Source organism: Achromobacter sp. FW305-C-28 (assembly GCF_058783235.1).
This window is the reverse complement of sequence record NZ_JBYSYL010000016.1, coordinates 48,792-62,916: the sequence shown is the minus strand read 5'-3', so window position 1 is coordinate 62,916 and position 14,125 is coordinate 48,792. Positions and strand designations below refer to the sequence as shown.

Sequence of the window (14,125 nt, the reverse complement as noted above, 5' to 3'; positions counted from 1 at the left end):
CCATGTCCAGCATTCCCAGCCCCGTCCTTGGCACGCCCCTGTCCCCCTTGGCCACCCGAGTCATGCTGCTCGGATCGGGCGAATTGGGCAAAGAGGTCATCATCGCCCTGCAAAGGCTGGGCGTGGAAGTGATTGCGGTGGACCGGTATGCGGACGCGCCAGGCCACCAGGTGGCGCACCGCGCCCATGTGGTGTCGATGACGGACCCGGAAGCCCTGAAACGGGTCATCCAGCAAGAGCAGCCGCACGTTATTGTCCCCGAAATCGAGGCCATTGCCACCAGTTTGCTGGTGGAACTGGAATCGGCGGGCGTGGCGCGGGTCACCCCGACCGCCCGGGCGGCCCAGTTGACCATGAACCGAGAGGGCATCCGCCGCCTGGCGGCCGAGACCCTGGGCCTGCCGACCTCGCCCTACCGTTTCGTGGATACCGAGGACGAACTGCGCCAGGCCATCGACGGCGGCATCGGCTATCCGTGCGTCATCAAGCCGGTCATGTCCTCCTCGGGCAAGGGCCAGTCGGTCATCAAGAGCGTGGACGACGTCGCGACCGCCTGGCGTTACGCCCAGGAGGGCGGCCGGGTGGGCGGGGGGCGCGCCATCGTCGAAGGCTTCATCCGCTTCGACTACGAAATCACCCTGCTGACCGTGCGCGCCCGTGGCGCGGACGGCCAGGTCGAGACCCGCTACTGCGAGCCCATTGGCCACAAGCAGGTCGACGGCGACTACGTCGAAAGCTGGCAGCCGCACCCGATGTCGCCCGCCGCGCTGGAGCGGTCGCGCGATATCGCGCTGGCGGTCACGTCCGAACTGGGCGGCCTGGGCATCTTTGGCGTCGAGCTGTTCGTGGCCGGCGACCAGGTCTGGTTCTCGGAAGTCAGCCCGCGGCCGCACGACACCGGCATGGTCACCATGATCACCCAGGCCCAGAACGAATTCGAGCTGCACGCCCGCGCCCTGCTGGGCCTGCCGGTGGACACCTCGCTGCGCCAGCCTGGCGCCAGCAGCGTCATCTACGGCGGTGTCGACGCGCAGGCCGTGTCGTTCCACAACGTGGCGCAGGCGCTGGCCGAGCCGGGCACCGACATCCGCCTGTTCGGCAAGCCTGAATCCTTTGTCCGCCGCCGCATGGGCGTGGGGCTGGCCGTGGCCGAAGACGTCGCCGCCGCTCGTGCCAAGGCCAAGCGCGTATCGGCCGCCGTGACCGTCAAGGCCGGCTGACCTTTCCCTCGCCGGGCGCCACGATGGCGTCCCGCAACCGCGGTATCTCGCCACCCGCCTGACTGGCCGGTGGCTTTTTTTCGTCGTGAGATTGCAACAACAGGGCTCTAATTTGCAGGGGGGAGCGGCGTATTCACCTGCGCTTGCGGCAATACCCCTTTCAAGAGTGTGGTTTGCGCTTTCGCACAGTTTGTTCGATAATTTCAGGAATTTCTGAAAACGGCGTAACTAGTTATATCCGACCAATCAGGTCGGGAATGGCCGCCGTGGTTGCTGACTGGTCTGGATTGCTCATGGTGCTTACCCCTCAAAACGAACGTTTCGTCCTGCACTTCGGCGAAATGGGCAGCCGTTGGGGCGTGAACCGCACCGTCGGCCAGATCTACGCCCTGCTGTTCCTGTCGCCCGAGCCCCTGCACGCCGACGACATTGCCGAAACGCTGGGTTTTTCGCGTTCCAACGTCAGCCTGGGGCTCAAAGAGCTGCAGTCCTGGCGCCTGGTCAAGCTGGTGCACCAGGTCGGTGACCGCCGCGACTACTTCGAGACCCCCAAGGACGTCTGGGAGATCTTCCGCATCCTCATGGAAGAGAAGCGCAAGCGCGAAATCGATCCCACCCTGACCTTGCTGCGCGACACGCTGCTCGAGCCCCCGTCGGGGCCCAACGAAGCCTATGCGCAGCAACGCATGACCGAAATGCTGGAGCTCATCGAACTGTCCACCGGATGGTTCGATGAGGTTCAACGCCTGCCGCCCGAGACGCTGCAGAACCTGATGAAGCTGGGTTCGAAAGTGCAGAAAGTGCTTGGATTCGCCGGCAAATTGCGGGGCAAGAGCTGATTTCGATCCGCCCCGATTTTTCAGGAAACCTCTATGAAGTTGTATACATCGCCCGTATCATGGCGCGAGAGACGGCCTGGGAACCATGCCGGTTGCTGTGGCTACTCACCTGCATGGGAGCGCCCCAATGATTGATCTCGACGTCGTGAACCTGTCGCGATTCCAGTTTGCCGCGACCGCGCTTTACCACTTCCTTTTCGTTCCCCTCACGCTCGGCCTGTCGTTCATCCTGGCCATCATGGAAAGCGTGTACGTCATGACCGGCCGCCCCATCTGGAAGCGGATGACCATGTTCTGGGGCACCCTGTTCGGCATCAACTTCGCGCTGGGCGTGGCCACGGGCGTGGTGATGGAATTCCAGTTCGGCATGAACTGGTCCTACTACAGTCACTACGTGGGTGACATCTTCGGCGCACCGCTGGCGCTCGAAGGGCTGATGGCCTTCTTCCTGGAAGCCACCTTCGTCGGCCTGTTCTTCTTCGGTTGGAACCGCATGTCCAAGGTCAGCCACCTGGTGGTGACCTGGCTGGTGGCGTTCGGCACCAACTTCTCGGCGCTGTGGATCCTGATCGCCAACGGCTGGATGCAGAACCCGGTCGGTTCCGTGTTCAACCCGGACACGATGCGCATGGAAATGACCGACTTCGCCGCGGTGATCTTCAACCCGGTGGCCCAGGCCAAGTTCGTGCACACGGTCAGCGCGGGCTACGTGGCCGGCGCCATGTTCGTCATGTCGATCAGCGCCTGGTACCTGCTCAAGGGACGTCACACCGACCTGGCCAAGCGCTCGATGGCGGTGGCGGCCAGCTTCGGCTTGGCGTCCGCGCTGTCGGTGGTCGTGCTGGGCGACGAAAGCGGTTACCTCACGACCGAACACCAGAAGATGAAGATCGCGGCCATGGAGTCCATGTGGCACACCGAGCCCGCGCCCGCTTCCTTCAACCTGATCGCGATTCCCAACCAGGCCGAGCGCAAGAACGACTTCGCCATCGAGATCCCCTACGTCATGGGCATCATCGGCACGCGTTCGCTGACCACGCCGCTGCTGGGTATCGACGACCTGATCCTGCGCGCCGAAAACCGCATCCGCGACGGCATGGTGGCGTATGACGCCCTGCAAAAGATCCGCGCCAATCCCAAGGATACCGATGCGCGCATGGTGTTCGACCGCACCTGGCCGGACTTGGGCTACGCGCTGCTGGTCAAGCGGCACCAGCCCGACATGAGCAAGGTCACCGAAGACGACATCAAGAAGGCGGCCGTGGACACCGTGCCAAATGTGGCGCCGCTGTTCTGGGCATTCCGCATCATGGTGGCCGTAGGCATGTACCTGATCCTGTTCTTCGGCGTGGCGTTCTGGCTGGCCTCGCGGGGGCGCCTGGACAGCCGCCGTGGCCTGCTCAAGGTCGCGCTGTGGAGCCTGCCGTTGCCGTGGGTGGCGATTGAAAGCGGCTGGTTCGTGGCGGAATACGGCCGCCAGCCCTGGGTGATCGAAGGCGTGTTGCCGACCTACTACGCGGCATCCGGCCTGACCATCGCCGACCTGGCCATCAGCCTGGCGATCTTCCTGGTGCTGTACACGGTGCTGCTCGTCATCGGCGTCAAGGTGATGCTGCACGCGATCAAGGCCGGACCGAAATCCGACGCGCCTGCGCCCGCCGGCGCCGCCGCCGATCCTGTCCGCGCCGCCGTGCGCGCTTAAGGGGAGAGAAGCCATGGATACCCTTATTCCTTTCGACTACGCCACCTTGCGGGTGGTCTGGTGGGCGCTCTTGGGCGCGCTGCTGATCGGCTTTGCCGTCATGGACGGCTTTGACCTGGGCGTGGCGGCGTTGCTGCCCGTGGTGGCCAAGACCGACGCCGAGCGCCGGGTCGTGATCAACGTCGTCGGCCCCGTCTGGGAAGGCAACCAGGTGTGGCTGATCACGGCGGGGGGCGCCATCTTCGCCGCGTGGCCCTTGCTGTACGCCGCATCGTTCTCGGGCTTCTACCTGGCGATGATGCTGGCGCTGATCGCGCTGATCCTGCGTCCGGTGGGCTTCAAGTACCGCAGCAAGATGGAAGGCACCCGCTGGCGCAATAGCTGGGACGGCGTGCTGTGTTTCTCGGGTGTGGTGGCCTCGCTGGTGTTTGGCGTGGCGGTGGGCAACATCATCCTGGGCGTGCCCTTCACGTTCGACGGCAATGCGCTGCGCATGGTCTACCAGGGCCATTTCTACCAGCTGTTCACGCCGTTTGCGCTGTTGTGCGGCGTGCTGAGCGTGGTGATGCTGGCCATGCACGGCGCGGTGCTGCTGGCATGGCGCACCGAAGACCCGATCTCGTCGCGGGCCCGCAATTGGGGCCGCCTGGGCGCGCTGCTGACGCTGGCGCTGTTCATTGCGGGCGGCTTCTGGGTGGCTGGCGGCATTGGCGGCCACGCCATCACCAGCACGGTCGACATGCAAGGGCCGTCCGACCCGATGCTCAAGACGGTCGCGGTGCAGACCGGCGCCTGGATGGCCAACTACGCCACCTGGCCGCTGATGTGGATCGCACCCATCCTGGGCGTGGCCGGTGCGGTGCTGGTGCTGCTGTTCCTGACGCTGCGCGCCAACGTGCTGTCGTTCCTGGCGTCGTCGGTGTCGATTGCCGGCGTCATCCTGACGGTGGGCTTCTCGCTGTTCCCGTTCCTGATGCCGTCCTCGACCAACCCCAAGGCCGGCCTGACCGTCTGGGACGCGTCGTCCAGCCACATGACGCTGTGGATCATGGTGATCGCCGTGGTCATTTTCCTGCCGATCGTGACGCTCTACACCGCCTGGGTGTACCGCGTCATGCGCGGCAAGGTGACCCATGAATCCGTGGGCGACACGCCCAACTCATACTGACAAGGAGCCTGCACCATGTGGTATTTCTCGTGGATACTCGGCCTGGGACTGGCGTGTGCGTTCGCTATTCTCAACGCAATGTGGTTCGAGCTGCGCGAAGGTCACTCGCATGACCCACGTGCCAGCCGTGAAGACGAGTGAGCGGCGGCGCTAGCAGCCTCGAGCACGATCCTTCGGCAAGCCTGCGCAAGCCGCCGCGCGAGCAATCGCGCTGGCTGATGTGCCTGGCCCGGGCGGCCCGGTTTCCGCTGATGCTGGCGGGGGCCGCGCCGCTGGTGTCGGGCGTGTTGCTGGTGGTGCAGGCCTGGCTGCTGGCCAACGTGCTCGACGCGGCCATTGCCAGGCAGGTGCCGCGCCAGGAACTGCTGGCCGGCATCCTGGCCATCGCGGCCCTGATGGGCATGCGCGCCTGCATCACCTGGCTGGGCGAGCGCGCGGGGGCCGATGCCTCTGAACGCATCAAGCGCCACGTGCGCCAGGCCTTGTTCACACGCTTGCTGGACAAAGGCCCCGACTGGAGCCGCAGAAAGGCGTCGGGCGAAATCGCCAGTGCGCTGGTCGACCAGGTCGAGGCCCTGGACGGATTTTTCGCCAAGTACCTGCCGGCCATGGCTGCGGCTGCATTGCTGCCCGTGGCTTTTGCCGTGGTGCTCTTGCCCGTGGACGTGGTGGCAGGCCTGGTACTGCTGATCACCGCGCCCCTGATTCCGCTGTTCATGGCGCTGGTGGGGTGGGGCGCGCAAGGCGCCAGCCGCCGGCACCTGCGGGCGTTTGCACGCCTGTCGGGCTTTTTCGCCGACCGGCTGCGCGGCCTGTCCACCCTGAAGCTCTATGGCCGCGCCGAAGCCGAAGCGGCGTCGGTCGCTGCCGCCAGCGACGCGCTGCGCCAGCGCACGATGTCGGTGCTGCGCATCGCCTTCCTGTCGTCCGCGGTATTGGAGTTTTTCGCCGCGCTGGGCGTGGCGGGCGTGGCCGTCTATATCGGCCTGACCTACCTGGGCTTCCTGGACGTGCGCTGGTCGCCGCTGACGCTGCAGGCCGGGCTGTTCTGCCTCTTGATGGCGCCCGAAGTCTACGCGCCGCTGCGCCAGTTCGCGGCCCACTACCATGACCGTGCCGCGGCGCTGGCCGCGGTGACGCAGATCGCCACGCTCTTTGACGGGCTGCCGCAAGGCGCAGCGGCCCAGGCCGAGCAGGCCACGCCTGCAGTAGTCACGCCGGGCGCTGCCGCCTTGGCGGTGGCGAGCCTGAGCATGACCGCACCCGGCCGCCCGCTGCCGGTGCTGGCCGATGCCGCGCTGTCGCTGGCGGCGGGCGAGCACGTCGCGTTGATGGGCGAAAGCGGCATCGGCAAGTCGACCCTGATCGAAGCCATTGCCCGCCTGCGGCCCTGTACCGGCGACGTGCGGATCGACGGCGCGCCGCTCGCCCAGTGGCGTGAAGCCGACCTGCGTGCACGGGTGGCGCTGATTGGCCAGAAGCCGCAATTGCTGGCAGGGTCCATTGCCGACAACATCCGGCTGGGGCGCCCGTCCGCGTCCGACGCCGAAGTGCTGGAGGCCGCGCGTCGCGCCTGCGTGCTGGAATTCGCAGAAAGCCTGCCGCAGGGCCTGGCCACGCCGCTGGGCAGCCGCGGCCATGGCCTGTCGGGCGGCCAGGCGCAACGCGTAGCGTTGGCAAGGCTGTTCCTGCGCGACCCGGGCCTGATCCTGCTGGACGAGCCCACTGCCCACCTGGACGAGGCCACGCAGGCGCGTGTGCTCGATGAAATCCTGGCGTTCGCCACCGGCCGAACGTTGCTGCTGGCCACGCATTCGCCCGCCGTCGCCGCGCGGTTCGCGCGCGTGCTGCGCATTGCCGACGCGAAAGTGAAAGACGCATGAAGAACCTGTTGTTGCTGTTGCCCCTGTATGTCCGCCGCAAGAGCGGGCTGTTGCTGGCGTTGTTCTGTGCCCTGGCGACGGTGGCCGCCGGGGTGGGGCTGCTGGGGGTGTCGGGCTGGTTCCTGACCGGCGCGGCGCTGGCCGGAGCGGGCGGCGCGTTCAACCTGTTCGCGCCGTCGGCGCTGGTGCGCGGGCTGTCGTTCCTGCGCATCGTGTCGCGCTATGCAGACCGGGTGGTGGGCCATTCGGCCACGCTGCGTCTGCTGGCGGACCTGCGCGGGACCGTATTCAACGCCTTGATCCGACTGACGCCGCGCCAGCTGGCCCGCTACCGCAGCGGCGACCTGGTGGCCCGCATGACGGGTGACGTCGATGCGCTCGATACGGTGTTCCTGTTCGTGCTGGCGCCGTTGGCGACCGCCATCCTGGCCGGCGCGATCCTGACGGCGGTGCTGGGCTACTGGGTGCCGGCGGCGGCGCTGGCGTTCGCGCTGGCCCTGCTGACGGCTTGTCTGCTCGTGCCGCTGTGGCTGGTGCGCGCGGCCCGCAAGCCGGGTGCGGCCGCACAGGAAAGCGCGGCCGGGCTGCGCGCAGCGACGCTGGATGCCGTGGATGGCCATGCCGACATGGTCGCGTTGCACGCACAAGCTCAGACCCGTGCGCACTTCGAGCAATTGTGCGCGGCCAGCGCCCGGGCGCGCGCCAGCCAGGCCAGGGTCGCCGCGCGCGGTCAATGGTTTCTGCAGATCGCGGCCGGGTTATCGGTGCTGGCGCTGCTGTGGTTCGGCCTGGACACCTTCGAGGCGGGCGCGCTGGCGGGGCCGCTACTGGTGGGGCTGTTGCTGGCGGTCATCGGCATCTTCGAAGTCGCGGGCCCCATCATGCGTGGCGCCTCGCGCATGGGCTCGGCGCTGTCGGCCGCTGCGCGCATCCGTGACGTGGCGCAGCGCGAGCCCGACATGACGGACCCCGCCATGCCCAGTCCGCTGCCGTTGCGCGGCGAGCTGGAACTGGACGGCGTCGATTTTTCCTATCCGGCGCGCCGGCAAGGCCAGGCTATGCCTGTGCTGCGCGATCTGCACTTGCGTGTGGCGCCGGGCGAACGCGTGGCCATCGTCGGCGAGAGCGGCGCGGGAAAATCGACGCTGCTGCATCTATTGCTGCGCCTGGAAGATCCGCTGCGCGGCCAGGTGCGCTTTGCCGGCGTGGATGCCCGCGCGTGTGCGCAGGCGGACTGGCATCGGCGCATCGCGCTCTTGTCGCAGGACGCGCCGGTATTCCTGGGCACGCTGCGCACCAATCTGCTGATTGGCGACCCGCAGGCAGACGACGCCGCGCTGTGGCGCGCGCTTGATGCCGCGCGCCTGGGCGAGTTCGTGCGCGGCTTGCCCGACGGCCTGGATACCTGGGCCGGAGAAACCGGCTCGCAGCTGTCGGCGGGCCAGGCGCGGCGCCTGTGCCTGGCGCGCGCCCTGCTGTCGCCCGCCGCCGTCATCGTGCTGGACGAACCGACGGCGGGCCTGGATGCGGCGACCGAGGCGCAATTCCTGGCCGACCTGGGCCCGGCGGTGCAGGGGCGTGCCGTCGTGCTTGCGACGCACGCGGCGTTGCCGCCCGGCGCGGTGGACCGTCGCTATGCACTACGCGAAGGTCGGCTTCATGAATTGTCATCACAGGCGGCAATCCTGGCTTAAGCGCGGTGGCGAGGTTATAGTTCGCCTTGCTTCAATTCTTCAGGGCCGTCTTACCATGCAGACCGACAACGCCGAGTACATCCGGCGCACTATCCGCAGCGTTCCAGACTGGCCCCAACCTGGTGTCATTTTTCGCGACATCACGCCCGTGCTGCAGGATCCTCGCGCATTCCGGGTGCTGATCGATCTCTTCGTCTACCGTTACATGCGCCAGCGCCTGGATCTGGTTGCGGGTGTGGATGCACGCGGTTTCATCATCGGCAGCGTGCTGGCCTATGAACTGAACTTGGGTTTCGTGCCGGTACGCAAGAAGGGCAAGCTGCCGTATCGCACCGTGGCCGAGGAATATTCACTGGAATACGGCAATGCGTCCGTCGAGATGCACACCGATTCCGTGCGCACCGGCCAGCGTGTCCTGCTGGTCGACGACCTGATCGCCACCGGCGGCACCATGCTGGCGGCCATCAAGCTGCTGCAGCGCCTGGGCGCCAACGTGGTCGAGGCCGCGGCCATCATCGACCTGCCCGACCTGGGCGGTTCGGCCAAGGTTGCGGCCACGGGCACGCCGCTCTACACCGTCTGCAAATACGACAGCGAAACGGCTTAGTTCGTTCGGCATGCCTGGGCAGCCAATGCTCAGCTATCCGACAGGCGCGGCTGGATGAAGTCCAGGAATGCCTTGGTCTTGGCCGGCAGCATGCGCGACGGCAGCAACGCAAACAAGGGCAGCGGGGTGAGGCTCCAGTCGGGCAACACCCGCACCAGGCCCGCTTGATTAATCGCCCGTTCCATTGCATCGAACACCAGCAGCGGGGTGATGCCCAGGCCTTGCCCGGCCAATCGCCCCAGCATGCCGACGTTGTTGGCCGACAGTCGGCCGGATACCTGCACGCGTTCCACCTTCTCGCCCGAATGCAGCATCCAGAAGGATGATTCCTCGCGCATGGTGGGGCGCAGGCATTCGTGGTGGCTCAGGTCGGCGGGCACGCGCGGTTCGCCATGGCGCGCCAGGTAGTCGGGCGAGGCATACAGCTGGTGAGCCATCAGCACGATCTTGCGCGAGATCAGGCTGGAATCAGGCTGCTGGCCAAAGCGCAGGATCAGGTCGAACGGATTGCTGATCGGGTCGATCGGCCGCATGCTCAGGTCGAAGTCGCATTCGATGTCGGGATGCTGTTCGCGGAACTCGCGGATCACGGCGGGCAGGAACAATTGCGCCAGGCTGGTGGGCAATGAAATGCGCAGGCGGCCCTTGGGTTGCACCGCCATGTCCAGCAATTGGTCGTGTGCGATGCGGGCTTCTTCGACAATGTGGCGGCAGCGCTCGAAATAGATGGCGCCGGCCTCGGTCAGGTCGATCTTGCGGGTGCTGCGATTGAGCAGGCGCATGCCGACGCTGCGTTCCAGTTCGCTGACGCGGCGCGACAACGTGGAAGTCGGAATATTCAGGGCCTCGGCCGCATGGCTGAAGTTCTTGCGCTTGGCGACTTCGACAAACAACGCGATGTCGTTAAGCTGGATATCCATGTAGCCCTCGAAAGTCAAAATTCCATTTCTGGCAGATTTGTATCATAAATGGAATTATTATCCCAGCAGTGGAAATGTCTATTTAGCCACGCCGAATGCATCCCTCACCAGGTGGTGAATTTATTTTCCGTTACCTAACTGGCTGGCGCCTGAACGTTTGTCGGCCTTGCCGCCAAGGCCTGTGCGAGAGGATTGCGCAATTGATGAGCAGACCGAGCCGGATGCCGCTTGCAATTGTCCCATCAGTGCAAATATGTTCACCAAAATAAGGGTTTTTACTAGGGCCTAATAACCAGATACTTCATCCCAGCAATCAAATTGTCATATCGCAGCAGCCGTCCCGGCCGCCGACGTTATGCAAGGTTTAGGATGGAGTCATCACAATGAAAGCCCTAGCTACCGCACTCATGGTTACCGCAACGCTGGTGGGCATGTCCGCCGCTCATGCCGACGGCAAGACCCGCGAACAGGTCCAACAGGAACTGCAAGCCGCCAAGGCCGCAGGCCAGGTCACGTTCGGCGAACAGGACTACCCGCCCGCCACCGTGCAGCGCACCAGCCTGTCGCGTGAACAAGTCCAGCAAGAGTTGCAAAGCGCCAAGGTTGCTGGCCAGGTCACCAGCGCAGAACTGGATTACCCGCCCCGCGCCGCCGCGCCGGAATCGGTGGGCAAGACCCGCGAACAAGTGCGCGACGAACTGGCCCGTGCCAAGGCCAGCGGTGAATACACGTTTGGCGAACTGGACTACCCGCCCAAGGGCCGTTGAGTCGACGCCGCTGTCGCCGATCGAACAGAACCCCTGGCGCGACCAGGGGTTATTTGTCTAGGCAAGGCGGGGCGATACGGCGCGGGATGTCGCGTTTATGCCGCAAAAACTGTGCGGCCGGCGCAACAAGTGATGTCGCGCCAGAGGTCGAAATCGTCGCGCCAAACCCCGCCAATAGCGCAATTGCGAGTAAGAATTCACATTTGATATCAAGGTGTTGACGCGGATTCTTGCCGGCTGGGACCAGCCGGGCGACGGGCATTATTCCACCCATGGAAAGTAGTTCGTCGAAATCTGGGTTACTTCAAATTGTTCCAAGATCGACACTAGATTCAGTGCACAGGCCGCTCGCTTTTTCGTAGCGGCCCGCCACCCGCGGCGGCTGTCGCCGTGCGGTTGCGGATTGCCTTTTATCTTGCCATTTTGGGGACTTTTATGAAGAAGACGCTATTGGCTGCCGCGTTGCTGGCGGCCTCCGCCGGCGCTGCGCAAGCCGCCGACTCCGTGACCTTGTACGGCTTGATCGACGCCGGTGTCGGTTACGAGCAAGTGAAGTTCGACGGCGCCAAGCAAAGCCGCTTTGGCGGCACGCAAGGCGTGAGCAGCGGTTCGCGTTTCGGCCTGCGCGGCTCGGAAGATCTGGGCGACGGCTTGCGCGCCGTGTTCAACCTGGAAGCCGGTTTTGGCCCGATGAACGGCCAGTCGTTGCAGAACGGCCGCCTGTGGGGCCGCCAAGCCACCGTGGGCCTGGACAGCGATAGCTGGGGCCGCCTGGAATTCGGCCGTCAGACCAACCTGGCCTCGAAGTACTTCGGTTCGATCGATCCGTTCTCGATCAGCTACAACACCGCCAACCTGGGTACCACGTTCGGCAGCGCCAACACGATGCGCCTGGACAACATGGTCCTGTACCAGACCCCCAGCATGGGTGGTTTCAAGGCCGGCGTGGGTTACTCGTTCAGCGCCGACGACAGCGTCAATGATTCGAAGCAGACCGGCTTTGCCACGGGCAACAACAACCGTGTCATCACCGCTGGCGTGCAATACTTGAACGGCCCGCTGAACCTGGCGGCTGCCTATGACCGCTTCGATCCGTCCAACGATCGCGCTGGCGGCCAGTCGGATGCCCGCATCCAGGAGTACATCATCGGCGGTTCGTACGACTTTGAAGTGGTGAAGCTGGCTGCCGCCTTTGGCCAGACCCGCGATGGCTGGTTCATCGGCCAGAACATGGGCACCACGCCGGACGGCATGCAGAAGCTGGGTTCGTTCAAGCTGGCTGATGGTTTCCGCGCCAACTCGTACATGATCGGCGCGACCGTGCCGCTGGGTCGCCACGCGGTGTTCGGTTCGTGGCAGCGCGCCACGGCCAGCAACGACAAGCTGACCGGCGACGATGCAACGTTCAACGTCTACAGCCTGGGCTACACCTACGACTTCACCAAGCGCACCAACCTGTATGCGTACGCCTCGTATGGCGACAACTACGCGTTCCAGAAGGATGCGCGCGACACCGCGTTCGCCGTGGGTGTGCGTCACCGGTTCTAAGCCAAAGCCGGTCCGGCTGCACCTTGCTGAATGCGCGGCACATTCTCCGTGAGCCGCCGAGTGACAGCGAACCCCCCCTTCAGGTTGCAGCCGGGCGGGTCTTGAGCAAAGAAGGGAAGGGCCTCCAACGGGAGGCCCTCTCGCTTTCCACGCGCGGCAAACGCTACAGGAACAGCTTGTAGGCCGGGTTCTCGGTCTCGTTCCAGTGCGGATAGCCCAGTTCGGCCACGAAGTTGCGGAACTGCTTCTTGTCGGCCGCCGGCACCTGGATGCCGATCAGGATGCGGCCGTAGTCGGCGCCCTGGTTGCGGTAGTGGAACAGGCTGATGTTCCAGTCCGGATTCATCGCGTTCAGGAAACGCATCAGCGCGCCCGGGCGTTCCGGGAATTCGAAGCGGTACAGAAGCTCGTCGCGCGCCTGCGCCGAACGGCCGCCAACCATGTGGCGCAAGTGGGTCTTGGCCATTTCGTCATGCGTCAGGTCCAGCGTGTCGAAACCGTTGCGGCGAAAGTGGCTGGCGATCTTGTCGGGTTCGGCCGGCGACGAGACTTGCAGGCCGACGAACACATGAGCGCGGTCGGAATCGGAAATGCGATAGTTGAACTCCGTGACGCTGCGCTCGCCCACCAGTTCGCAGAAGCGGCGGAAGCTGCCGCGCTGTTCGGGCATGGTGACGGCGAACACGGCTTCGCGCATTTCGCCGACTTCGGCGCGTTCGGCTACAAAGCGCAGACGGTCGAAGTTCATGTTGGCGCCGCAGGCAATCGCCACCAGGGTCTTGCCCTTCAGGTTGTGCTCGGCGGCGTACTGCTTGGCGCCGGCCACGGCCATGGCGCCGGCCGGTTCCAGCACGCTGCGCGTGTCCTGGAATACATCCTTGATGGCGGCGCAGATGGAATCGGTGTCCACCACCACGAAATCGTCGACGTACTTGCGCGTGAGCTTGAAGGTTTCGGCGCCGACCATCTTGACGGCCGTGCCGTCGGAAAACAGCCCCACGTCGTTCAATTGAACCCGGCGACCGGCACGCACGCTGCGCAGCATGGCGTCGGAATCTTCGGTCTGCACGCCGATGATCTTGATCTCGGGGCGCAGCTGCTTGATGTAGGTTGCCACGCCGGCGATCAGGCCGCCGCCGCCGATGGCCACGAAGATGGCGTCGATGGGGCCGGGGTGCTGGCGCAGGATTTCCATGCCCACCGTGCCCTGGCCGGCGATCACGTCGGGATCGTCGAAGGGATGCACGAAGGTCAGCTTTTCTTTCTTTTCCAGTACTTGCGCATGGGCGTAGGCGTCGGAAAAGCTTTCGCCCGCCAGCACCACTTCGCCGCCCAGGCGACGCACGGCGTCGACCTTGACCTGCGGGCTGGTGGTGGGCATGACGATGACGGCGCGGCAACCCAGGCGGGTGGCGGCCAGCGCCACCCCTTGCGCGTGGTTGCCGGCCGAGGCCGCGATGACGCCGCGGTTGCGCGCCGTCGGGGTCAGGTTGGCCATCTTGTTGTAGGCCCCGCGCAGCTTGAAGCTGAAGACGGCCTGGGTATCTTCGCGCTTGAGCAGAATCGTGTTCGACAGGCGCTGCGACAGCAGCGGCGCGGCTTCGAGCGGCGATTCGACCGCGACGTCGTAGACCTTCGAGGTCAGGATGCGTTTCAGGTAATCAGTGGACATGGACTGCGCTTGGGGGTTGGGGCCAGAAAGGAGGGCCGCGAGGGCGTGGGGCTGATTATTGCAGGGAAAGCCGGGCCGGCCCGCGATTTCGCGGCGGATCGCCAC

General features: G+C 65.2%; 12 protein-coding genes. 10 read left to right on the top strand and 2 right to left on the bottom strand.

What is annotated here, in order from left to right; genetic code table 11:
* The first annotated feature begins 2 nt into the window (after window positions 1–2).
* The 8 genes from purT to AC3WMR_RS28060 all read left to right on the top strand — a co-directional run bounded on the left by purT (window position 3) and on the right by AC3WMR_RS28060 (window position 9,113).
* The gene (gene purT, locus AC3WMR_RS28095) at window positions 3–1,220 is read left to right on the top strand and encodes a formate-dependent phosphoribosylglycinamide formyltransferase (RefSeq protein WP_492266147.1); all 1,218 of its coding nucleotides are present in this window, start codon (window positions 3–5) and stop codon (window positions 1,218–1,220) included.
* A 293-nt stretch (window positions 1,221–1,513) separates the two neighbouring features.
* Entirely contained in the window at window positions 1,514–2,059 is a 546-nt protein-coding gene (locus tag AC3WMR_RS28090) for a GbsR/MarR family transcriptional regulator (protein ID WP_025141037.1), read from the top strand.
* A gap of 127 nt (window positions 2,060–2,186) precedes the next feature.
* Window positions 2,187–3,761, top strand: a complete 1,575-nt coding sequence (locus AC3WMR_RS28085; RefSeq protein ID WP_492266146.1) for a cytochrome ubiquinol oxidase subunit I — start codon at window positions 2,187–2,189, stop codon at window positions 3,759–3,761.
* 13 nt (window positions 3,762–3,774) lie between these two features.
* Window positions 3,775–4,929, top strand: a complete 1,155-nt coding sequence (gene cydB / locus AC3WMR_RS28080; RefSeq protein WP_492266145.1) for a cytochrome d ubiquinol oxidase subunit II — start codon at window positions 3,775–3,777, stop codon at window positions 4,927–4,929.
* A 15-nt stretch (window positions 4,930–4,944) separates the two neighbouring features.
* A complete protein-coding gene (gene cydX, locus AC3WMR_RS28075) occupies window positions 4,945–5,070 on the top strand; it encodes a cytochrome bd-I oxidase subunit CydX (RefSeq protein ID WP_025141040.1) in 126 nt (41 codons plus the stop codon).
* Window positions 5,067–6,812, top strand: coding sequence for a thiol reductant ABC exporter subunit CydD (gene cydD / locus AC3WMR_RS28070; protein ID WP_492266144.1), 1,746 nt, complete (start codon window positions 5,067–5,069; stop codon window positions 6,810–6,812). Before cydX ends, cydD begins: the two co-directional genes overlap by 4 nt.
* A complete protein-coding gene (cydC, locus tag AC3WMR_RS28065; protein ID WP_492266143.1) occupies window positions 6,809–8,506 on the top strand; it encodes a thiol reductant ABC exporter subunit CydC in 1,698 nt (565 codons plus the stop codon). The genes cydD and cydC overlap by 4 nt, the downstream gene beginning before the upstream one ends.
* 55 nt (window positions 8,507–8,561) lie before the next feature.
* Window positions 8,562–9,113, top strand: a complete 552-nt coding sequence (locus AC3WMR_RS28060; protein ID WP_025141043.1) for an adenine phosphoribosyltransferase — start codon at window positions 8,562–8,564, stop codon at window positions 9,111–9,113.
* A 29-nt stretch (window positions 9,114–9,142) separates the two neighbouring features.
* Here the strand turns inward: AC3WMR_RS28060 and AC3WMR_RS28055 are convergent, their stop codons facing one another.
* Window positions 9,143–10,033, bottom strand: a complete 891-nt coding sequence (locus AC3WMR_RS28055) for a LysR family transcriptional regulator (RefSeq protein WP_492266142.1) — start codon at window positions 10,031–10,033, stop codon at window positions 9,143–9,145.
* A 383-nt stretch (window positions 10,034–10,416) separates the two neighbouring features.
* Here AC3WMR_RS28055 and AC3WMR_RS28050 point away from each other — a divergent pair, with 383 nt between their 5' ends.
* Window positions 10,417–10,800 (top strand): DUF4148 domain-containing protein, encoded by a 384-nt coding sequence (locus AC3WMR_RS28050; RefSeq protein ID WP_025141045.1) that lies wholly within the window; start codon window positions 10,417–10,419, stop codon window positions 10,798–10,800.
* 435 nt (window positions 10,801–11,235) lie between these two features.
* On the top strand, window positions 11,236–12,348 hold the full coding sequence (locus tag AC3WMR_RS28045; protein ID WP_492266141.1) for a porin: 1,113 nt from the start codon (window positions 11,236–11,238) through the stop codon (window positions 12,346–12,348).
* Between the two features lie 163 nt (window positions 12,349–12,511).
* Here AC3WMR_RS28045 and ilvA read toward each other — a convergent pair whose 3' ends face one another.
* On the bottom strand, window positions 12,512–14,020 hold the full coding sequence (gene ilvA, locus AC3WMR_RS28040; protein WP_492266140.1) for a threonine ammonia-lyase, biosynthetic: 1,509 nt from the start codon (window positions 14,018–14,020) through the stop codon (window positions 12,512–12,514).
* Window positions 14,021–14,125: the final 105 nt, after the last annotated feature.

Excerpts from the sequence above, each read along its gene's own strand:
- purT (WP_492266147.1), top strand. The coding sequence starts at position 3 with ATGTCCAGCATTCCCAGCCCCGTCCTTGGCACGCCCCTGTCCCCCTTG.
- AC3WMR_RS28090 (WP_025141037.1), top strand. The coding sequence starts at position 1,514 with ATGGTGCTTACCCCTCAAAACGAACGTTTCGTCCTGCACTTCGGCGAA.
- AC3WMR_RS28085 (WP_492266146.1), top strand. The coding sequence starts at position 2,187 with ATGATTGATCTCGACGTCGTGAACCTGTCGCGATTCCAGTTTGCCGCG.
- cydB (WP_492266145.1), top strand. The coding sequence starts at position 3,775 with ATGGATACCCTTATTCCTTTCGACTACGCCACCTTGCGGGTGGTCTGG.
- cydX (WP_025141040.1), top strand. The coding sequence starts at position 4,945 with ATGTGGTATTTCTCGTGGATACTCGGCCTGGGACTGGCGTGTGCGTTC.
- cydC (WP_492266143.1), top strand. The coding sequence starts at position 6,809 with ATGAAGAACCTGTTGTTGCTGTTGCCCCTGTATGTCCGCCGCAAGAGC.
- AC3WMR_RS28060 (WP_025141043.1), top strand. The coding sequence starts at position 8,562 with ATGCAGACCGACAACGCCGAGTACATCCGGCGCACTATCCGCAGCGTT.
- AC3WMR_RS28055 (WP_492266142.1), bottom strand. The coding sequence starts at position 10,033 with ATGGATATCCAGCTTAACGACATCGCGTTGTTTGTCGAAGTCGCCAAG.
- AC3WMR_RS28050 (WP_025141045.1), top strand. The coding sequence starts at position 10,417 with ATGAAAGCCCTAGCTACCGCACTCATGGTTACCGCAACGCTGGTGGGC.
- AC3WMR_RS28045 (WP_492266141.1), top strand. The coding sequence starts at position 11,236 with ATGAAGAAGACGCTATTGGCTGCCGCGTTGCTGGCGGCCTCCGCCGGC.
- ilvA (WP_492266140.1), bottom strand. The coding sequence starts at position 14,020 with ATGTCCACTGATTACCTGAAACGCATCCTGACCTCGAAGGTCTACGAC.